This window comes from Rhodococcus sp. 06-221-2 (genome assembly GCF_002258365.1).
GTDB classification, from domain to species: Bacteria; Actinomycetota; Actinomycetes; order Mycobacteriales; family Mycobacteriaceae; genus Rhodococcoides; species Rhodococcoides fascians.
Genome location: NZ_NOYJ01000038.1, coordinates 106,686 through 126,315, shown reverse-complemented (window position 1 = coordinate 126,315; position 19,630 = coordinate 106,686). Strand labels below are relative to the sequence as shown.

Genomic DNA, 19,630 nt, shown 5'->3' with positions numbered 1-19,630 from the left:
ATCCCCACTACGGCACCAGTTGTGGGTGCTAGCGTTCACGCAGGTTAGTGGCTGGTTCTACGGAGGGCGTCACCATTTCCGAACCGGGAGACTTCGCACCCACCGCGGAGGAACGATGGGTGCGGCTGTTCATCAGCGGAATGACGCTCACATTCGGCCTCGCCGGGGCCCTGATGGTCCCCGCCGGTCAGTTCTCCGACCCCATGTCGATCGCCGTGCTCCTGGCGTCCGTCACCACGGTGCCGGTGGCGATTGCCTGGTACCTCCGGCCGTGGGCGTCCCCGAGGATGGCGATCGTCTACATCCTCTACGCCGACGTCGGCATCGTGACCGTTCTGTTCGCCTTCCAAACCCACTTCGACGCGATGCCCGGCTGCGCGATGTTCTCGATCGTCGCAGCGTTCATCGTCGTCGCGAGCTCGCACCGTGTCATGTTGATTCACTTGGCAATCGGCGCACTCACCCTCGCTGGCCTCGCCGCTCTGGCTGTCTCGGAGGGCGCCGATCCATGGTCCACCACTTCTCGGATGGTCACCATCGGGTCCCTCTACGCCGCACCCTTCATGATCAAGTCGTACATCGGTCAGCTGCGAACGAGCGCGGCGAGGGCATTGCGAGATCCGTTGACCGGCCTGTGGAACCGACGTGGGCTACTCGATACCGTCGACTCGTTGCGCCTGTCCCCGGCAGAGGATCGCGCACAGCAAGCGGTCGGAGTGACCGTCCTCGACATCGATCGGTTCAAGCACATCAACGACAGGTTCGGCCATCCCTCCGGTGACGCAGTGCTCGTCGAGGTCGCCCGTCGCCTGTCCTGTGCGGTGGGAGACAAGTCCGCGGTCGCACGACTCGGCGGCGACGAGTTCGTGGTCGTCAGCGTCGGAACCAGAGAGTCGATCGCCGAATCGGACAACAGGATTCGCGCATCGCTGGAGGAATCGTTCGACGGCCCGCCGTTCACCACCAGTGTGGGCTCGGCCGTGGAGACGCCACCCGCCGACACCGGCCTACACGTACTGGTCCGACGGTTGATCGCTCTCGCCGACATCGAGATGTATCGCTTCAAAGCACGGACCTCGGGAAAGTTTCCGGAGACGGGACTGTCCGCAGCGGACGCCCGCGAACAGGCCAGGCAGAGAATCGATGCGCTCATCGAATCCGGCGGTCCCGACATCTTTTTTCAGCCCATCTGCGACACGGTCACCGGTTCGACCGTCGGCTACGAGGCACTGTCGCGGTTCCCGTTCGGCCACGGATCGCCCCTGTCGTGGTACCGCGACGCAGCCGAGGCCGGCGTCGGTCCACGGCTCGAACGCGCCGCACTGGAACGGGCACTAGCGGATGTTCATCTGCTGCCACCGGGGCCGTTCGTGTCGCTCAATGCGTCGGCCGACACCATCCGCACGACCGACCTACTCGACCGGTTGCGTCCGCATCTGGCAACCCGAACCTTCCACCTCGAGATCACCGAGCACGAACGTGTCGACGACTACCGTGCGGTGACCCGCGCCATCGAGAAGCTGCGCGACGCGGGGGTTCAAATCTCCATCGACGACGTCGGAGCCGGATTCGCCGGTATGCGCCACATCGTCGAGCTCAGGCCCGACACCCTCAAAATCGATTACGCACTCGTGCACGGAATCGACCGGGACTCGTTCCGTCGCGCCGCGGCCACGGCGATCATCGACTTCGCCCGACAGATCGGTGCCGGCGTGATCATGGAGGGTGTCGAGACCGACGCGGAATTGCGGGTGGCGGTCGATCTCGGTGCCGACATGGTGCAGGGGTTCCTCACCGGTCGACCACAACCGGCCACCGTGGCCGGTGGCCGGATCGACGAATCCGCTACACCGAGGAATCGACGGTGAATTTAGTCAACGACGGTGCTGCGGCGAGCAGCGGCGGCAATTCGACGATCTTGCCCGGTCCGGCGCGGAACTCGCGGTACTTCGCGTCGGCCTCCGCCGATTCCCACGTCTCGTGCGCGACGACGTGCGCTTCGTTCTCTTCGTCGACCCACACCTCGACGCCGAGGCACCCCTCGAAGGCGCGGGTGTCCGCGAGAACGGTCCGCAGCAGCGCCCGTGCTTCGGCAAGGGATTCGGGCTTGAACGTCAGATCCAACTGTGCAATGAGAGCCATACCGTCACCCTAGACCCGCTCCGCGAGCGCGTCGCAGACTCATCTCAATCGCAGTGCCAGATAGAACTCGATCCGGTCCTCGAGGCGCGACAGGTCCCGTCCGGTGAGTTCCTCGATGCGCGCAATTCTGTAACGGACCGAGTTGACGTGCATGTGCAGGTGCTCGGCGCACCGTGTCCACGCACCGTTGGTGTCGAGATACACCGACAGCGTGGCGATGAGATCGGTGTGGTGTTGGGCGTCGTACTCGGTGAGCGGGGCGAGCAGCCGAGCGGTGAACATGCGTCGAACATCGTCGGGGACGTTGGCGAGAAGTATTGTCAGCGTAGCGAGTTCGTCGTGCCCGACGACGGCGCAGTCGCCGCCCCGACGCTCGGCGAGGCGGCGGCCGTAGCGCGCCTCTTCGATCGCGCTCCGCAGATCACCGGGCGCGGCGGGAGCACTGACCCCGATCGAGATTCCGCTTCCAGCCAACCCTGGCATCAGAGCACGGACCGCCGCCCTGACCGCTTCGGTCCGGTCGGCTGCGGCGTCGATCAGCGCGATCGCCTCACCGTCGACAGTGGCGACGGTGATGTCGAGCGGAGCCACGATTTCGCCGAGCAGCGGTCGCAGCTCACCCAGCCGAACCGTCTCTCCCGATGTTGCGGCAGCGATTGCAGCATAACGAGATTCGACGTCGAGACCGATGACGCCCATCTGTGCCACGATGTCGGTGGGCAACGCGCCACCGACGATCGATTTGACGAACTCCTGCGCCAGGATGGCCGAACCGGTGCGGCGGTCGTCGGCCCGGCTGCGTTCGACCGCGACGATCGACGCCAGCTGCCCGGCCAGCGAAATTCTCGGCGCATCCCATGTCTGCCAATCACTTTCGAAGGCGACGAACCAGTCCACCACCCGAGGTGACGCCTCCCCGTCGACCGGAAAGATCGACACACGATGCTCTCGGCTGAATTTCGGTAGCCGAGCGGCAGTCATGAACTCCTGCGCGAGCGCCTCGGTGTCGGGTGGGCCGTCCGATCCGGCGAGGACGCGTCCCGACGACGTGACGACCCAGCACTTCATGCCCAGATCCGAACTCACCATGTCCAGCAGCGGACCGAGGCCTCCGCCGGGCCCGGCGCTCGCCACCAGGCGACGATGTCGATCCAGCACGAGGCTCAGATCCGATGCTCGTGCCGTGGACAGCTGCCGGACAACGCTCTCGGTGACCGTCGCGAACGCGATGTCGGCCGGGACCCGGAACAGCGGCAGTCCGTGCTCGCGGCATGCGGCGACCAAGTCGTCGGGAACGACACCGCCGTCGGAGGCCGCCAGTGCCGACACACCCGCCTTGGAGACCGCCCGGACGAAGGTCTGCGAATCCGCGGGCCCGGTCCGCCACATCAACCCGGTCAGCACCAGTTCTCCGCCGTTGAGGTACCGACTCGGATCGAGCATGTCGGTGGTGACGACCCACCGGATCGTCGGGTCGAAATGATCCGGTGTGACGATCGGCTGGAGCATCAGGTCGGGCAAGTCGGCCAGATCACGCAACCGCACGGTGACATCGACCTCGCTCTTCGTAGGATCCTCCAAAAGTAGCACTGTGATCGTCGTCATACTTCGTCGTTCCTGTCCCTCGTTCGCAGCACCTCCGGCGGCTGTACTGGGTGAACACGACCGAAAGACACGTGAGCGGAGAGCAGCACGATGGAATTTCTACGACCACAGACCTGGAGCGACGCGTTGGCCGCCAAAGCCGACGACGTCGACGTCGTCCCTATTCAGGGCGGCACCGACGTCATGGTCGAGATGAACTTCGACCTGCACCGGCCGGGCGGATTGCTCGACCTGAACCCGATCACCGAACTCACCGAATGGGAAGAGCTCGCCGACGGCACCCTGCGCGTCGGGGCAGGCGTGCCCTACGTCCGCATCATCGCCGAGCTCGGCGACCGGCTTCCCGGCATCGCCCAGGCCTCCCGCACCGTCGGTTCGCCGCAGATCCGCAATCGCGGCACTGTGGGCGGCAATCTCGGGGGCGCGTCACCGGCAGGCGATCTGCACGCGCCCCTGCTCGCTGCCGGCGCGACCGTGGAAGTGGAATCGGCCGAGCGCGGGGTGCGGATGATCCCTGCCACCGAGTTCTACGTCGGCGTCAAGCGCAATTCGTGCGAGCCGGACGAGTTGATCCGAGCCTTTCACGTTGCGCCGGCCGCTGGGCCGCAATACTTCTCGAAGATCGGCACCCGTAACGCGATGGTCATCGCCGTGTGCTCGTTCTCCATCGCACTGTTTCCACAGGACGGCCGCGTCGGCACCGGTCTCGGCTCCGCTGCGCCGACGCCGCGGCGGGCTTACGATGCCGAGAACTACCTCGCGGCCGAACTCGAGTGGGACGGTGCCCTCGATCCTCGGGTATCGGAGGAGTTCGGTCGGTTGGTCAGTGCGGCAGCAAGTCCCATCGACGACGTACGTGGCACAGCCGATTACCGCAAGCACGCCCTGTCCGTGATGGCCCGGCGAACGCTGGGCTGGGCATGGCGAGACCTGACAGCCGCACGGAAGGTGGCCTGAACATGCGAGTCAACTGCACCATCAACGGAAAAGACATGGAAGCCGACGACGTCTGGGAGGGCGAAAGTCTGCTGTACCTACTGCGCGAGCGCATGGGACTGCCCGGATCGAAGAACGCGTGCGAACAAGGGGAATGCGGTTCGTGCACGGTCTATCTCGACGGTATCCCGGCGTGCGCCTGCCTGGTGGCCGCCGGACAGGTCGACGGCCGCGAGATCCGTACCGTCGAAGGCCTCGCCGACGGCGACAAGCTGGACCCGATGCAGGAGGCGTTCGTCGAGTGCGGAGCCGTCCAGTGCGGCTTCTGCACCCCCGGACTCATAGTCCAGGCGCACGATCTCATCGAGCGTGTTCCCAACCCGTCGGACGTCGAGATTCGTGAGTCTCTCGCCGGAAACCTCTGCCGCTGTACGGGATACGAGAAGATTCTGGATGCAGTTCGGCTCGCTGCGACACGAAAGGCCGAGGCAAAATGACCACTGTCATCTCGGGTGCGTACATCGCACCCATCGTCGGTGACGAAATCCCGAACGGCTACCTCGTCGTCGAGGGCACCACGATCAGCGCCATCGGATCGGGCGCTGCACCGATCATCCCCGGGGCCGAGACGATCGACGCCTCCGGCTGCCTCGTCACCCCCGGCCTGGTGAACACTCACCACCATCTCTACCAGTGGGCGTCCCAGGGCCTGGCCAAGGACAACACACTCTTCGAATGGCTTGTCGCACTCTACAAGCCATGGTCCAAGATGGACGCCGAGGTGGTCGGTGGTGCTGCCGCCGCCGGGCTGGGATGGCTCGCGAAATCGGGGTGCACCACCAGTACCGATCATCACTACATCTTCCCCAAGGGACGAGGCGACCTGTTCGCCGCCGAGATCGACGCGGCCCAGCGCATCGGTGTGCGGTTCCAACCGTGCCGCGGCTCGATGGACCGGGGTGTGTCCGACGGCGGATTGCCGCCGGACGAGGTGGTCGAGTCGCTCGACGACATCCTCACCGCTACCTCCGACGCCATCGACACCTATCACGATGCCTCCTTCGGTTCGATGCTTCGCATCGCGGTCGCCCCGTGTTCGCCGTTCTCCATCAGCAAAGAGCTACTTGTCGAGTCCGCCGGGCTCGCTCGCGCGAAAGGTGTTCGGCTGCATACTCACTTGGCCGAGACCCTCGACGAGGAGGAGCACTGCCTGGCCCAGATGAACTGCACCCCGGTCGAATACATGGAGCAGGTCGGCTGGCTCGGTGACGACGTGTGGTTCGCCCACGCGGTGCACCTGCACGACTCCGACATCGCGAAGATGGCGGCCACCGGCACCGGCACTGCGCACTGCCCAAGTTCCAATGCACGTCTGGGCGCAGGCATCGCGCGGACCTCGGACCTGCTCGCGGCCGGCGCACCCGTCGGCCTCGGTGTCGACGGTTCCGCTTCGGCCGAGATGGTGCCGCTTGCCGGCGAGGTCCGCCAGGCGATGTACATGCAGCGAGCCAAGTACGGTCCGACAGCACTGACCGCGCGTCAGGCACTCGAGATCGGAACCCTGGGCGGCGCAACGGTACTGGGACGGCAGAGCGAGATCGGTTCGCTCGAGGTCGGCAAGCTGGCCGACATCGCGATCTGGCGCACCGATGGTTTCTACTCGGCCGTGGACGACCCTGTCGTCGCGTTCGCCTACGGGCAGACACCACCGCTGGCTCGCTTGATGGTGGGCGGTCGAACGATCGTCGAGAACGACGTCCTGACCAGCGCCCCGCAGGACGAAATTGGCCGTGCCGGAGCCGATGCGCACCGTCGCCTCATGAAACTCGCGGAGGACGTGCTGTGAGCGCCCCGACCACTACACCCCGGCATGTACCCGCCGATATCCCCGCCCCGGGCCGCGGTCGTGTAGGCGACAGCCCGCTCCGGCCCGACGGAACGTTGAAGGTCAAGGGCGAGTTCGCATATTCCTCGGATCTGTTCATCGACGGCATGCTCTGGGGCGCAACGCTTCGCAGCCCGCATCCGCGTGCGAAGATCGTTTCGGTCGACATCTCGAAGGCGTTGGCAACGCCCGGCGTCGAGGCGGTGCTCACCCACGACGACGTACCGGGACGCAAGTGCTTCGGACTCGACCACACGTGGGACCAGCCGGTACTGGCCTTCGACGAGGTACGGCACGAGGGTGAGCCCATTGCTCTGATCGCGGCCGATCATCCCGAAAATGCCCGGCGCGCAATGGAAAAGATCGTCGTGGTCTACGACGTGCTCGAGCCCCTGACCGACGCTCGACGCGCCGCTCTGGATCCGGACTACCCGAAGGTGCAGGAACGCGGCGGAGTCGCGCGCCATCAGCCGGTGCGCGTCGGCAACGTCGCCGCCGCCCGTGCCCGCGCGGATGTGATCGTCAGCAGCGACTTCGCCGTCGGGATCCAGGATCAGGCTTTCCTCGGACCCGAATCGGGACTGGCTGTTCCGGCCGAGGACGGCGGAATCGATCTGTACGTCGCGACCCAGTGGATGCACAACGACCTCGCCCAGATCGGCCCGTGCCTCGGACTGCCCGAGGAAAAGATCAGGATGACGCTCGCCGGTGTCGGCGGAGCATTCGGCGGGCGCGAGGACCTGTCGATGCAGATCCACGCGGCGATGCTCGCCATGCACACCGGCAAGCCCGTCAAGATCGTCTACAACCGCTACGAGTCGTTCTTCGGTCACGTGCACCGCCACCCGGCGCAGATGCACTACGAGTACGGTGCGACCAGCGACGGCAAGCTGGTGTTCGCAGACGTCGAGATCATCCTCGACGGCGGCGCGTACACCTCGGCCACCCTGAACGTCGTCGGCAATGCGGCCTCGCTCGGCGTCGGGCCGTACGTCATCCCCAACATCGAGATCGACGCGTACGGGGTGTACACGAACAATCCACCGTGCGGGGCGATGCGTGGATTCGGCGCAGTACAAGCATGTTTCGCCTACGAGTCGATGATGGACAAGCTCGGCGAAGCCTGCGGCATCGGACCGGTCGCAATCCGCCAGATCAACGCCGTCAGCCAGGGCTCGATCCTGGCGACCGGTCAGGTCATCGAAGCGCCCGCGCCGCTGGCCGAGATGCTCGCCCGAGCCGAGGCCATGGAACTGCCCGAGCCACTGGACGCGTCGGACATCCGTAATCTGCCGGGTGGGGCATCGCAGACCACCCACGGCGAAGGCGTCGTACGCGGGATCGGATACGGCGTCGGGATCAAGAACATCTGCTTCTCCGAGAACTACGACGACTACTCCACCGCCCGCGTTCGACTGGAGGTGATCGGCGGTGAGGCAACAGCATTGGTGCACACCGCTGCCGCGGAGGTGGGTCAGGGACTCGTGACGCTGGAAGCGCAGATCGCGCGCACCGAACTCGGCGTCACGAAGGTCGTCATCCACCCGGCCGACACCAAGGTCGGCAACGCGGGATCATCCTCGGCATCGCGCCAGTCGTACATGACCGGCGGTGCCGTCAAGACCGCGTGCGAGGCCGTCCGCGAGGCGGTGTTCGTCCTTGCCGGCCTGTACCTCGGGCGCGCAGTGGCCGACCTGAGCCTCGACGGCGGAAAGATCGTCTCGGCCACCGACGGCGTGCTGGCGACGATCGAGGATGTACTCGGCGACCGCGTCATCGAGCAGACGCGCGAATTCCACCATCGCCCCACCAGCGGAATGGATCCGGTGACCGGGCAGGGCGCGAGCCACACCCAGCTCGCCCTGTGTGTCCATCGCGCCGTGGTGGACGTCGACGTCGATCTCGGGCTCGTGAAGGTGGTCGAGATGGCCGCCGTCCAGGACGTCGGCAAGATCCTCAACCGACTCTCGCTCGAAGGCCAGATCCACGGCGGCACAGCCCAGGGGCTCGGTCTTGCGGTGATGGAGGAGATCGTCGTCGTCGACGGTTTGGTGAAGAACCCGTCGTTCACCGACTACCTCATCCCGACGATTCTCGACATGCCGCCCATGAAGCTGGACATCCTCGAGAATCCGGATCCATTGGCACCGTACGGTCTTCGCGGTGCGGGCGAGCCACCCACCCTCTCGTCGACGCCGGCCGTCGTCGCTGCCATCCGAAACGCCACCGGGCTCGCGTTGACGCGCGTTCCTGTTCGACCCGAACACATCATCAACCCCTGATTCATTCGACGAAACCTTCCAGGGCACAACCGCACCGACGCCAACTCCCCCGGCACGTCGGCCCGGCCCGACGCCCGGCAAGGTTGATCACGCCCTGGGAGGGCCGATCATGACCGATGTACACATACCCAGCACCCGTCGGAGCGGACGAGGTCGATCCCAGATCGACAAGTTCTTCGACATCACGGGTCGTGGCTCCACCATCTCGCGCGAGATCCGCGGTGGGGTGACCACATTCGTGGCCATGGCGTACCTGATCGTTCTCATTCCGTTGATCATCGGCGATGCCCGTGACGTCACGGGTGCGACGCTCGATGCGGCACAACTGTCGACCATGGTCGCTCTGTCCGCCGGCCTGACGACGATCCTGATGGGAGTTGTCGGTAACGCGCCCCTCGCGATGGCGGCCGGACTCGGTGTGACACCCATCGTGGTGTTCCAGGCTGCGCCGTACATGACGTGGCCGCAGGCGATGGGTCTCGTCGTGCTCGAAGGCGTGGTCATCGTCGTCTTCGCACTCACCGGGGTCCGGCAGCTCATCATGGACGCAATTCCCCTGGTGCTCAAGCAGGCGATCGGGGTCGGCATCGGTGCGTTCATCGCCCTTATCGGATTGGTCGACGCCGGTTTCGTCGGTCATCACGAAACCGCCTCCACTGCAGTCACTCTCGGCACGTTCGGCAAGTTGGCCGGGTGGCCCGTGTTCGTGTTCTGCGTCGGTCTGATCCTGATGATCATGTTGTTCGTCCGCCGAGTGCCCGGTGCGATGCTGATCGGGATCTTCGTCGCCACCAATCTGGCGATCGTACTCAATGCCGTCTTCGACATCGATCCGAAGGCGTGGGGGCCGGTGGTGCCCAAGGTGCCCGATTCCATCGTCGCCACACCACAATTCGATCTGTTGTTCAACGTCGACCTGTTCGGCGGGTTCGCCCGAGCAGGTGTCGTGACGGCCTCGGTCGTCCTGTTCACGCTCGTACTCTCCGGATTCTTCGACGCCATGGGCACGATCCTCGGAGTCGGGGAAGAGGCGGGCCTGGTCGACAAGCAGGGCAAGATGCCAGGGTTGAGCCGCATTCTGACCGTCGACGGCATCGGAGCCATCGTCGGCGGTGCGATCAATGGTTCGGCGAACACCGCCGTGGTGGAATCCGCGGCCGGTGTGACCGAGGGTGCGAGAACCGGTCTCGCCAGTATCGTGACCGGTGGCATGTTGACGAGCTTGATCTTCTTCACGCCACTGGCGGGGGTCGTACCGGTGGGTGCAGCCGCTCCTGCTCTGGTTCTGGTCGGTGCACTGATGATGACGCACGTCCGCAAGATCGATTGGCAGAACACCGATATCGCGATTCCTGCCTTCCTGACGATCGTGCTGATGCCCTTCACGTACTCGATCACCGTGGGAGTTGCCGCTGGCGTCATCTCGTACACCGTCGTCCGGCTCGCCAAAGGCAAAGCACGCGAGACGCATTGGTTGCTGTATCTGATGTCGGGGATCTTCCTGATCTACTTCGCCCTGCACCCCATCGAAGAAGCGTTGGGAATCTCGTAACGTGAAAGAGATCGTCGATCGTCTGACCGCCTGGGACCACGCAGGTATTCCTTACGCGGTGGCGACCGTCATCTCGGTATCCGGAAGTGCCCCTCGGCTTCCGGGTGCCGCGATGGCGGTGTGCGCCGACGGCGAGGCAGTCGGCAGTGTCTCCGGTGGCTGCGTCGAAGGCGCGGTGTACGAGCTGTGCCGAGAGGTTCTCGAAACCGGCGAGTCCAAGCGAGAGTCGTTCGGCTACAGCGACGTCGACGCTTTTGCGGTCGGGCTGACTTGTGGAGGTGAGATCGAGGTGTTCGTTCGCCTCGGGCCTCCTCGAGCAGTGTTGGCAGCCATTGCGTCGGACACTGCAGTGGCGACGGTGACGATGCTCGCCGGGGCCGGGCAGTCGCTTGCGGTCTCGTCCTCGGCAACCATGGGCACTACCGGTTTATCGGACGTCGATGCAGTTGTTGTCGGCGAGGCGTTGGCGATGCTGGACTCCGGGGGTACCGGCATTCGCTCGGTGCGGTGCCGGCCGGATCTCGACGTGTTCGTGCAGTCCTACGCCACCGCCCCGCGGCTGCTGATCTTCGGAGCCATCGATTACGCCGCATCGCTGGCGCGTGTCGGAAAGTTTCTCGGATACCACGTCACGGTCTGTGATGCTCGACCCGTATTCGCCACTGCTGCACGATTTCCCGATGCCGACGAGGTGGTCACCGAATGGCCGCACAGCTACTCGGCTCGTACGACTGTCGATGCCCGCACGGTGATCTGCGTACTCACTCACGACGCCAAGTTCGATGTGCCGTTGCTGGAGGTGGCTTTGAGGCTGCCCGTCGCATTCGTAGGGGCTATGGGATCTCGCAGGACTCACGACGATCGCGCGGCCCGATTGCGTGACGTCGGATTGACCGAGCAGGAGCTCGCACGCTTGAAGTCGCCGATCGGCTTGGACCTGGGAGCCCGAACGCCCGAGGAAACTGCGCTGGCCATCGCGGCGGAATTCGTCGCGGCCAGACGCGGGGGTAGTGCGCTGCCATTGACGCACACCGCCGGCCCGATCCACCACGACGCCGAGACTGCGAAATACGCTTAGGCCCACATCACACTCCACGCACTCCACCCGGACCGAACAGAGTGCCTGCTCACAGGCTCGAGTTGGGCAAATCCGTTTCTTGTCGGTAGGTCGAGATACGCTTTCCCCAGTTCGAACGCATGTTCTGAATTGTTGCTCACCGGGGGGTGAAAAATGGGTGCAGTACCGACCGTGTCGCTGGAGGCGTTGACGGCCGCCGCGCGGGAAGAGAATCGGCATGCGGCCCGAAAGATCTCTGCCTGCTACGACTTCCACCTCACCTGCATCGCCCAGGATGCGAAGCACCGGCAGTACAGCCGGTACGGACGCACCGAAATGGCACTCGCGTTGAGCTGCTCCGCCACCGTCGCCGAAGCGTACGTGTCCGTCGGCGTCGCACTGCACACCCGGCTTCCTCTGCTGAAAAAAGCATTCGAAGCCGGCGACATCGACCTTGCCCGCGTACGCACGGTGTGCCGGATCCTCGACAACTTCTCCGACGACATCGTCAAGTCCGTCGAGGACGAGATTGTCGAAGCGGCCCGACGGTCGTCACCGGGTCCACTGGAGAAAGAGATCTGGGACATCCTGCTGCGCGTCGCACCCGAGGAAGCAGCAGCACTACGCGAATTCGCCAAACGATTCCGCACCGTCACCTATAGTCCCGCCGGCGAATTGGCCCGCATCCGAGCAGAATTGACCGCCCCCGAAGCCGCAGCCGCATGGCAGCTCCTGGAGGAAATGGCCGACACGGTCTGCCCGAAAGATCCGCGCGGTAAGCAGGAACGACTGTGTGATGCCTTCATGGCGCGAATGCACGGAGAACCCAGGCTGACATGCCTGTGCCAACGCCCAGGCTGCCCGAAGACCGAGACCGAGACCGTATTGCCGGATCGTCAGGTGCCGTTGACGATGATCACCGTCGACATCGAAGACCACCCGAATCACCCTGCCCGCCAAAGGAACAGACGTACCTATCCTCGGCAACGACCTCCGGCCCTGTATCCCCACCAAACCCAGACGATCCGGCATCATCGCCTACCCCGACCCACCCGACAATCTCGAGCCGGAGCCGGTGCCGGACCCAAATGGCGAAGGTCCGCCACCATTTTGAACGGGTCACACCAAGAAGAGAGGTCTATCGCGACAGCAATCTACCCGTCGAAAATTCCGAACCTGCGATCCACGACCGTCGCACCACACCCGACAATCCCAGCCGATCGTAGGCACTCACCGGGTTGCGGTGGTACAGCCGATCCACGTCGACGGTGAACGTCTCGTCGGGCGCGAACACCACAAGGTCTGCAGCGCAACCGACCTCGATGCGTCCGCGATCAGTCATGCCCACCTGATCGGCGGTGTTCGTGGCCATCCACCGCACGATGTCGGTCAGCGCGAACCCACGGGCACGCGCCTCGGTCCACACCGCAGCAAGCGAGACCTGCAACGACGCAATCCCACCCCAGGCATCGCCGAAGTCACCGGTGTCGAATCGCTTGAGGTCGGGCGTGCAGGGGGAGTGGTCGGTGACGATGGTGTCGATCGTGCCGTCGTGCAGACCCTGCCACAACGCCTCGCGATTACCGGCCTCGCGGATCGGCGGGCAGCACTTGAACTGAGTCGCGCCCGCCGGCACGCCCTCGGCGTCGAAACACAGGTAGTGCGGACAAGTTTCGACGGTCACCCGCACGCCGTCCCGCTTCGCCGCCGCAATCATCGGCAGGGCATCCGCGCTCGACAAGTGCAGAATGTGGACCCGACACCCTGTCTGACGGGATAGCTCGATCACCTGCTCGATGGCCCGGTTCTCGGCCGCCCGAGGACGCGATTCGAGGAATCCCGAGTACTCACGGCCCACTGCCGCCGGAGCCTCGGCTATCACCTCGGCGTTCTCGGCATGCACGATCATCAGCCCGTCGAACGACGCGATCTCGATCAGCGCCTTCTCCAGTTCCGGCAGCGTCAGCGGCGGAAACTCGTCCACGCCCGACGCCAACAGGAAGCACTTGAAACCGAAGACTCCTGCGTCGTGCAGCGGTCGCAGCTGCTCGACGTTTCCGGGAACTGCCCCACCCCAGAATCCGACGTTGACGACCGACTTCTCGACCGCCACCCGGCGCTTGATCTCCAACGCCTCGACGTCGACCGTCGGCGGAATGCTGTTGAGCGGCATGTCGACGATGGTCGTGATCCCTCCCGCGGCCGCAGCTCGAGTTGCGCTGGCGAAGCCTTCCCATTCGGTTCGACCCGGATCGTTGACGTGCACATGGGTGTCGACCAGCCCGGGCAGCAACACCTCGTCCGGTCCGAGCTCGACCACCGTCGTCGCAGATACGCCGGCATCCAGGGAGTCGATTGCGACGATCCGGCCGTTCGAGACAGACACAGTCGCCGCCACCTCACGCCCATCGATCACCGCGCGGGCAGCCCGAATGACCAGATCAGACTGCACTGGAGGCACTCTGGAGCTCGGCGGATTTCCATGCGACATCTGCCGCGTCGAGGGCATCGGCGTCCAGTTCGCCGAACAGTCGCAATCGGGACAAGCCGCCGTCGGGATACACGTCGAGCCGCAGGTGTGTGTAGGCCTCGGTCGCGTTGAGCAGGAAGCGGTGACGCGTGTCCGGTTGGACCGCGGTGCGCGCAAGGATCTCGGTCCACGCCGTCGGGTCGGAGGTGTGTCGGCGACGAGAATCGATGGCGCTGAGCCGAACCCAGCCCGGGGCGTTGCCGACGTAGTAGCTGGTGTCGACCTCGACGAAACGTGGAGCGCCAGCTGCCGCAAGCTCGAACACTGCGAAGTCGTTGCCGCCGCCACGCCGGCGGGAGTTCTCCCAGCCCTCACCCATGTTGCGTGCCCGCCCGGGCAGGATGATGTTGGCGGGGGAAGAGTAGAAGGCATCGGAGCAGTCGGTGAGCCTGGCACCGTTCTCGGCGGCGAGCAGATCGATGGTGCCGCCGAGGAAGCGCGGATCCTGCACAACCTCACCGTGCACACGGAACCGGGCCACACCGCCGTCGGGATAGATCGACAGACGCACATGCGTCCACCGGTGCCGATCGGCTACCTCGTAGGTATTGGCTGTGTCCCCCACTGCCGCAGACTTGTCGACGATGGTGTGCCACTCCGTCTTCAGGACATCGTCGATGGACGGGTAACCCTCGATCGACGCGGCTTCGACGGAGACGAACGGCGGGTAGTTTCCGGTGAAGTGTGCGGTGTCTACGACTACACCGTGGACGATTCCCGGCGCACCGAGCCGTACGATCGCCCAGTCGTGGCTGCCCTCGTCACGGCGACGCCGAGTTTCCCACCCGTCGTACACCTTTCCCTTGTGGCCGAAGTCCGCCGGATCGAACAGCGGGGCGTCGGGCTTGATCAGGTTCTCGCGCTGCGCGAACAGTTCGTCGTTCGCCGCCGAGACGCTGCCGCCGAGTGCGCGCGACGCGAGATCGGTCAGCGAGGTAAAATGAGTGGTACTCATGATATTCCTTCCGAAATGTGTGTGGTGGCTATCGTTTTCCCTACCTCGTGGAGCAGCGTGGCCGCGTCGCGCATGGAGATTCGAGGGTTCCGCTCGAGATCGGACAATGCGTAGGAGGCCACGATCCCGTGGCTGCGCAGCCGGTCCAGGTCGATGACGCTGCGCCCGGCGACGGTGATCACCGGAACACCCGCTTCGCGCGCCGCGTGCGCGACTCCGATGGGTGCCTTGCCGTAGAGGCTCTGCTCGTCCAGCGAGCCCTCGCCGGTGACGACCAGATCGGCCGACGCCAGAGCGCTGCCGAAGTCGATCAGCTCGAGCACCGTCTCAATCCCTGGCTTGGCAACCGCACCGAGTACAGCCATGGCACCGAACGCAGTACCACCTGCTGCGCCGGTGCCGGCGAGCCCACTGACATCCCGGCCGATTGCGTTGCGCACCAGATGTGCCCACTGCCGCATTCCGTGTTCGAGGTACAGCAACTCCTGCGGTCCGGCACCCTTCTGCGGGCCGTATACCGCCGCCGCTCCGGTCCGGCCGAGCAACGGGTTGTCGACATCGCACGCCAACTCGAACACTGCATTCCGAGCCGAAGGCAACAAGCCGCTCAGATCGAGGTGAACTGCACCGCGCAGTGGACCACCGCCGAGCGCGACGTCATTGCCGTCGGCATCGAGGATCCGCGCACCGAGTGCAGTGAGCATTCCGGCCCCTCCGTCGGTGGATGCGCTGCCCCCGAGCCCGACGACGATACGCCGCGCACCTGAAACAGAGCCGGCGCCGAGAGCATGCGCGATGACAGTCCCCAGCCCGAACGTGCTGGCTCCCAGCGCATCCGGCCGTCCGTCCGGCAGGAGCTCGAGTCCGACTGCAGATGCCAGTTCGACGACGGCGGTATCACCACGACGGGCATACGACGTCTCGACCGGCTCACCGGTCGGGCCCGAGCACGTGACTGCGATCCGGTCCCATCCGGCGGCGACGGCTGCGTCGACGGTGCCGTCACCCCCATCGGCGACGGGTAGGCACACCGTCTCGAGGGACGGATCGCCCGCGACCAGACCTTCGGCCAACGCCCGAGCGACCCCGGCCGCGGACAGCGAGCCCTTGAACTTGTCGGGAGCCAGCAGAATTCGCGTCATCTCTAGTCCAGCAGGAGCAGAGCGGTAGGTGCGTCCGCCGACGTGTTGGCCAGTTCCTCGAACTCACCGACGTTGTCGATCTCGGTGCCCATCGAGATGTTGGTGACCCGTTCGAGGATGATTTCCACGACGACGGGAACCTTGTGCTCGTTGGCCAGAGTCCTGGCCCGCGCGAGCGCCTCACCGATGAGATCGGGCTCGGTGACCCGGAGTGCTTTGCAGCCGAGGCCTTCTGCGACCTGCACATGGTCGACGCCGTAGCCCTTGGGTATACCGGGCTGAGTGTCCAACGTGTCCTGGTGGTTGATGTTGTCGAATCCCAATTGCACGCAGAAGTCCATGTCGAACGCACGCTGCGCCTGCCGGATCAGCCCGAGGTACGAGTTGTTCACCACCACATGCACATACGGCAGATTGAACTGCGCACCGACGGCCAGCTCCTCGATCATGAACTGGAAGTCGTAATCTCCGGACAGTGCAACGACATTCGCCGTCGGATCGGCAGCTACCGCACCCAGCGCCGCGGGAATGGTCCAGCCGAGCGGGCCGGCCTGCCCGCAGTTGATCCAGTTGCGAGGGGAGTAGACGTGCAGGAACTGACCGCCCGCGATCTGCGAGAGCCCGATGGTGCTGATGTAGCGGGTATCGCGATCGAAGACCTTGTTCATCTCCTCGTAGACGCGCTGGGGCTTGATCGGCACGTTGTCGAAGTGGGTACGCCGATGCATCGTGCGCTTCCGCGCCGCACAGTCCTCGACCCAGCCCGAGAGATCACGCAGCGAGCCTGCCGCGCGACGCTCTTCGGCGACGGCGACGAACTGCTCGAGGGCCGCCTTGGCGTCGGAGATGATGCCGTAGTCCGGCGCGAAGACGCGTCCGATCTGAGTGGGCTCGATGTCGACGTGGACGAACTTCCGGCCCTTGCGGTAGGTGTCCAAGCCCCCGGTATGCCGGTTCGCCCAACGGTTTCCGATGCCGAGTACGAAGTCCGAGGCCAGCAGAGTTGCGTTGCCGTATCGGTGCGCAGTCTGCAGACCGACCATGCCCGCCGCGAGGCGGTGATCGTCGGGTATGGTTCCCCAGCCCATCAGCGTCGGGATGACGGGAACGTCGAGGATCTCGGCGAGTTGCACGAGCAGGTCCGACGCATCGGCGTTGATGATTCCGCCGCCGGCCACGATCAACGGGCGCTCGGCAGCCAGGAGCATGTCGATGGCCTTCTCGGCCTGAGCACGCGAGGCGACGGGCTTGTGCACCGGTAGCGACTGGTAGGTGTCGGGATCGAAGTCGATCTCGGCCAACTGCACGTCGATGGGCAGATCGATCAGCACCGGTCCCGGGCGACCGGACCGCATCAGATGAAACGCCTGCGCAAATGCACCGGGAACCTGAGCCGGTTCGAGCACCGTCATCGCCATCTTGGTGACGGGTGCTGCGATCGACGCGATATCGACGGCCTGGAAATCTTCTTTGTGCAGCCGCGCGACCGGGGCCTGGCCGGTGATGGCGAGGATCGGAATCGAGTCGGCCATGGCCGAATACAACCCGGTGATCATGTCGGTTCCGGCCGGGCCGGAGGTGCCGATGCAGATACCGATGTTGCCCGGTGCGGCACGGGTGAAGCCCTCCGCCATGTGGGAGGCACCTTCGACGTGGCGGGCCAGCACGTGGCGAATCCCGCCGTGATTGCGCATCGACGCGTAGAACGGGTTGATCGCAGCACCGGGCAAGCCGAATACGGTTGTTGCACCTTCGAGTTCGAGAATCTTCACTGCGGCATCAGCCGCGCGCATCCTGGCCATATCAGTTGTCCTTGCTTGTGATCGGGGAGCCCGAGAGGCGAGCAACACCGCGGTACAGCGCCGAATGATCGAGTCCACCATCGCCGTTGGCGCGGGCGGAGGCCATCAGCTGCGCCAGCACTGCGCCCATGGGGATCACAACACCCGCTTCACGCGCAGCCGAGGTGACGATTCCGAGATCCTTGTGGTGCAGATCGATACGGAACCCGGGCTCGAACGAGCGGTCCAGCATCTTCTGCGCCTTCTGGTTCAGCACGGCCGAACCGGCGAGGCCGCCGCCGAGAACCTCTACCGACGCAGCCAGATCGACGCCGTAGGCCTCGAGGAACGCGATCGCCTCGGCGAGCACCTGAATGTTGCCGGCCACGATCAACTGGTTGGCCGCCTTGACCGTCTGCCCGGATCCGCTCGGACCCACGTGCACGACGGTCTTGCCGACGACGTCGAGAATCGGCTTGGCCGTAGCGAAGTCGTCGGCACTGCCACCGACCATGATCGACAGAGTCGCGTTCTCGGCACCGGCCTGACCGCCGGAGACGGGGGCGTCGAGGATCCGGAAGCCGCGCGCAGTCGCGTCGGCGGCCAGTGTGGCGGTGACGTCGGGACGGATGCTGGAGAAATCGATGATCAGCGCGTCGCGTGGAGCATTGTCGAACACACCGCCTTCACCGGCGAGAACGTCCTGCACATCGGGGGAGTCGGGGACCATGATCGCGACGATGTCGGCGTCGTGGACGGCCTTGGCGATCGAATCGGCAGCGGTACCGCCGGCCTCGACCAGAGGACCCGTGCGATCGGGGGTCAGGTTGTAGCCGACCACCTGGTGGCCGGCCTTCGCGAGGTGAACGGACATGGGACTGCCCATGATTCCGAGGCCGATGAATGCAATGGTGCTCATGAGAAATCCCTACTTGGTAGTGGTGGCCAGTTCGAGCCACGCGAACGGATCCGGCTGGGTGGCCTTGTATTCGAGTCCGACGTAGCCGTCGTAACCCCGAGCTGCGAGACCGGTGAGCTGCCCGCGGAGATCGAGGCTGCCGGTACCCGGCTCACCGCGGCCCGGGGAGTCGGCGATCTGTACATGCCCGATCAGGTCGTGGTGGGCCTCGAGTGCTGCGGGAACGTCGTCTCCGTTGACGGCGAGGTGGTAGAGGTCGGCAAGCAGACGCAGGTTGTGTACGTCCTGCTCGCGGGCGACGCGCCTGATGGTCGCGACGGCACCGGCGGCGGACTTCAGCGGGTAGGCGGGTGCGCCGCTGACCGGCTCCACCAGGACGACGCCGCCGATCTTCGCGGCGGCTCTGCCTGCGGCGGCCAGGTTCTCGATGGCGACCTCGTCCTGATCCAGGGGATCCACACCGTCGATGCGGTTGCCGTACAGGGCATTGAATCCTTTGGTGCCCAGTTGCTCGCCGATTCCGACGGTGACGTCGATGTTGTCGCGGAACGCCTGTACCTGCGCCGGATCGGAGAGAATTCCGCGATCACCGGCCGGCATGTCTCCTGCGGCGAAGTTCAGGCCGGTCAGCTGTACGCCCGCATCGCGGACGGACGACACGAATGCATCGACGTCGGCATCGGACGGGACCGGGTTCGAGAACGGCCACCAGAATTCGACGGCGTCGAAGCCGGCGTCGCGGGCACGCTGCGGGCGATCGAGGAGGGGGATATCGGTGAAGAGGATCGAACAGTTGACGGTGTACTGGAGTCGAGAATCAGCAAAGATATTCATGCGCAGTGCC

General features: G+C 65.1%; 15 protein-coding genes and 1 pseudogene. 8 read left to right on the top strand and 8 right to left on the bottom strand.

Annotated features, from left to right (window positions below):
- Window positions 1-47: 47 nt before the first annotated feature.
- Window positions 48-1,868 carry a bifunctional diguanylate cyclase/phosphodiesterase gene (locus tag CH281_RS26160; protein WP_256984037.1) on the top strand — a complete coding sequence of 607 codons (1,821 nt, stop codon included), beginning with the start codon at window positions 48-50 and terminating at the stop codon, window positions 1,866-1,868.
- Here CH281_RS26160 and CH281_RS26155 read toward each other — a convergent pair.
- Both CH281_RS26155 and CH281_RS26150 read right to left on the bottom strand, forming a co-directional pair.
- Window positions 1,846-2,142 (bottom strand): putative quinol monooxygenase, encoded by a 297-nt coding sequence (locus CH281_RS26155; RefSeq protein ID WP_027495153.1) that lies wholly within the window; start codon window positions 2,140-2,142, stop codon window positions 1,846-1,848. The genes CH281_RS26160 and CH281_RS26155 overlap by 23 nt on opposite strands.
- 39 nt (window positions 2,143-2,181) lie before the next feature.
- Window positions 2,182-3,747 (bottom strand): PucR family transcriptional regulator, encoded by a 1,566-nt coding sequence (locus CH281_RS26150; protein ID WP_082519374.1) that lies wholly within the window; start codon window positions 3,745-3,747, stop codon window positions 2,182-2,184.
- A 90-nt stretch (window positions 3,748-3,837) separates the two neighbouring features.
- Here CH281_RS26150 and CH281_RS26145 point away from each other — a divergent pair, with 90 nt between their 5' ends.
- The 7 genes and pseudogenes from CH281_RS26145 to CH281_RS27455 all read left to right on the top strand — a co-directional run.
- The gene (locus CH281_RS26145) at window positions 3,838-4,704 is read left to right on the top strand and encodes an FAD binding domain-containing protein (RefSeq protein ID WP_032385149.1); all 867 of its coding nucleotides are present in this window, start codon (window positions 3,838-3,840) and stop codon (window positions 4,702-4,704) included.
- 2 nt (window positions 4,705-4,706) lie between these two features.
- A complete protein-coding gene (locus tag CH281_RS26140; protein ID WP_057474516.1) occupies window positions 4,707-5,180 on the top strand; it encodes a (2Fe-2S)-binding protein in 474 nt (157 codons plus the stop codon).
- A complete protein-coding gene (locus CH281_RS26135) occupies window positions 5,177-6,529 on the top strand; it encodes an 8-oxoguanine deaminase (protein WP_094695896.1) in 1,353 nt (450 codons plus the stop codon). Before CH281_RS26140 ends, CH281_RS26135 begins: the two co-directional genes overlap by 4 nt.
- The gene (locus CH281_RS26130; RefSeq protein WP_256984036.1) at window positions 6,526-8,850 is read left to right on the top strand and encodes a molybdopterin cofactor-binding domain-containing protein; all 2,325 of its coding nucleotides are present in this window, start codon (window positions 6,526-6,528) and stop codon (window positions 8,848-8,850) included. The genes CH281_RS26135 and CH281_RS26130 overlap by 4 nt, the downstream gene beginning before the upstream one ends.
- Before the next feature lie 109 nt (window positions 8,851-8,959).
- Complete coding sequence (locus tag CH281_RS26125; RefSeq protein ID WP_094695895.1) at window positions 8,960-10,402, top strand: NCS2 family permease; 1,443 nt, start codon at window positions 8,960-8,962, stop codon at window positions 10,400-10,402.
- Between the two features lies 1 nt (window position 10,403).
- Window positions 10,404-11,480 (top strand): XdhC family protein, encoded by a 1,077-nt coding sequence (locus tag CH281_RS26120; protein WP_218829797.1) that lies wholly within the window; start codon window positions 10,404-10,406, stop codon window positions 11,478-11,480.
- Window positions 11,481-11,633: 153 nt separating this feature from the next.
- Window positions 11,634-12,332, top strand: a pseudogene (locus CH281_RS27455) (DUF222 domain-containing protein); the annotation flags it as partial.
- A 265-nt stretch (window positions 12,333-12,597) separates the two neighbouring features.
- Here the strand turns inward: CH281_RS27455 and allB are convergent.
- Genes allB through CH281_RS26085 form a run of 6 tightly spaced genes read right to left on the bottom strand, consistent with a single transcriptional unit; the run spans window position 12,598 to window position 19,620 of the window.
- A complete protein-coding gene (gene allB, locus CH281_RS26110) occupies window positions 12,598-13,950 on the bottom strand; it encodes an allantoinase AllB (RefSeq protein WP_094695893.1) in 1,353 nt (450 codons plus the stop codon).
- Window positions 13,901-14,944 carry an allantoicase gene (gene alc / locus CH281_RS26105; RefSeq protein WP_032392552.1) on the bottom strand — a complete coding sequence of 348 codons (1,044 nt, stop codon included), beginning with the start codon at window positions 14,942-14,944 and terminating at the stop codon, window positions 13,901-13,903. The genes allB and alc overlap by 50 nt, the downstream gene beginning before the upstream one ends.
- Complete coding sequence (locus tag CH281_RS26100; protein WP_094695892.1) at window positions 14,941-16,086, bottom strand: glycerate kinase; 1,146 nt, start codon at window positions 16,084-16,086, stop codon at window positions 14,941-14,943. The genes alc and CH281_RS26100 overlap by 4 nt, the downstream gene beginning before the upstream one ends.
- 2 nt (window positions 16,087-16,088) lie before the next feature.
- Window positions 16,089-17,888, bottom strand: coding sequence for a glyoxylate carboligase (gene gcl / locus CH281_RS26095; RefSeq protein WP_094695891.1), 1,800 nt, complete (start codon window positions 17,886-17,888; stop codon window positions 16,089-16,091).
- A gap of 1 nt (window position 17,889) precedes the next feature.
- Window positions 17,890-18,786, bottom strand: coding sequence for a 2-hydroxy-3-oxopropionate reductase (locus CH281_RS26090; protein WP_094695890.1), 897 nt, complete (start codon window positions 18,784-18,786; stop codon window positions 17,890-17,892).
- 9 nt (window positions 18,787-18,795) lie between these two features.
- The gene (locus CH281_RS26085; protein WP_094695889.1) at window positions 18,796-19,620 is read right to left on the bottom strand and encodes a hydroxypyruvate isomerase family protein; all 825 of its coding nucleotides are present in this window, start codon (window positions 19,618-19,620) and stop codon (window positions 18,796-18,798) included.
- Between the last annotated feature and the right edge of the window lie 10 nt (window positions 19,621-19,630).

What these genes read in the sequence shown, in the direction of transcription:
- CH281_RS26155 (WP_027495153.1), bottom strand. Translation starts at nt 2,142, where the DNA reads ATGGCTCTCATTGCACAGTTGGATCTGACGTTCAAGCCCGAATCCCTT.
- CH281_RS26150 (WP_082519374.1), bottom strand. Translation starts at nt 3,747, where the DNA reads ATGACGACGATCACAGTGCTACTTTTGGAGGATCCTACGAAGAGCGAG.
- CH281_RS26145 (WP_032385149.1), top strand. Translation starts at nt 3,838, where the DNA reads ATGGAATTTCTACGACCACAGACCTGGAGCGACGCGTTGGCCGCCAAA.
- CH281_RS26140 (WP_057474516.1), top strand. Translation starts at nt 4,707, where the DNA reads ATGCGAGTCAACTGCACCATCAACGGAAAAGACATGGAAGCCGACGAC.
- CH281_RS26135 (WP_094695896.1), top strand. Translation starts at nt 5,177, where the DNA reads ATGACCACTGTCATCTCGGGTGCGTACATCGCACCCATCGTCGGTGAC.
- CH281_RS26125 (WP_094695895.1), top strand. Translation starts at nt 8,960, where the DNA reads ATGACCGATGTACACATACCCAGCACCCGTCGGAGCGGACGAGGTCGA.
- allB (WP_094695893.1), bottom strand. Translation starts at nt 13,950, where the DNA reads ATGTCGCATGGAAATCCGCCGAGCTCCAGAGTGCCTCCAGTGCAGTCT.
- alc (WP_032392552.1), bottom strand. Translation starts at nt 14,944, where the DNA reads ATGAGTACCACTCATTTTACCTCGCTGACCGATCTCGCGTCGCGCGCA.
- CH281_RS26100 (WP_094695892.1), bottom strand. Translation starts at nt 16,086, where the DNA reads ATGACGCGAATTCTGCTGGCTCCCGACAAGTTCAAGGGCTCGCTGTCC.
- gcl (WP_094695891.1), bottom strand. Translation starts at nt 17,888, where the DNA reads ATGGCCAGGATGCGCGCGGCTGATGCCGCAGTGAAGATTCTCGAACTC.
- CH281_RS26090 (WP_094695890.1), bottom strand. Translation starts at nt 18,786, where the DNA reads ATGAGCACCATTGCATTCATCGGCCTCGGAATCATGGGCAGTCCCATG.
- CH281_RS26085 (WP_094695889.1), bottom strand. Translation starts at nt 19,620, where the DNA reads ATGAATATCTTTGCTGATTCTCGACTCCAGTACACCGTCAACTGTTCG.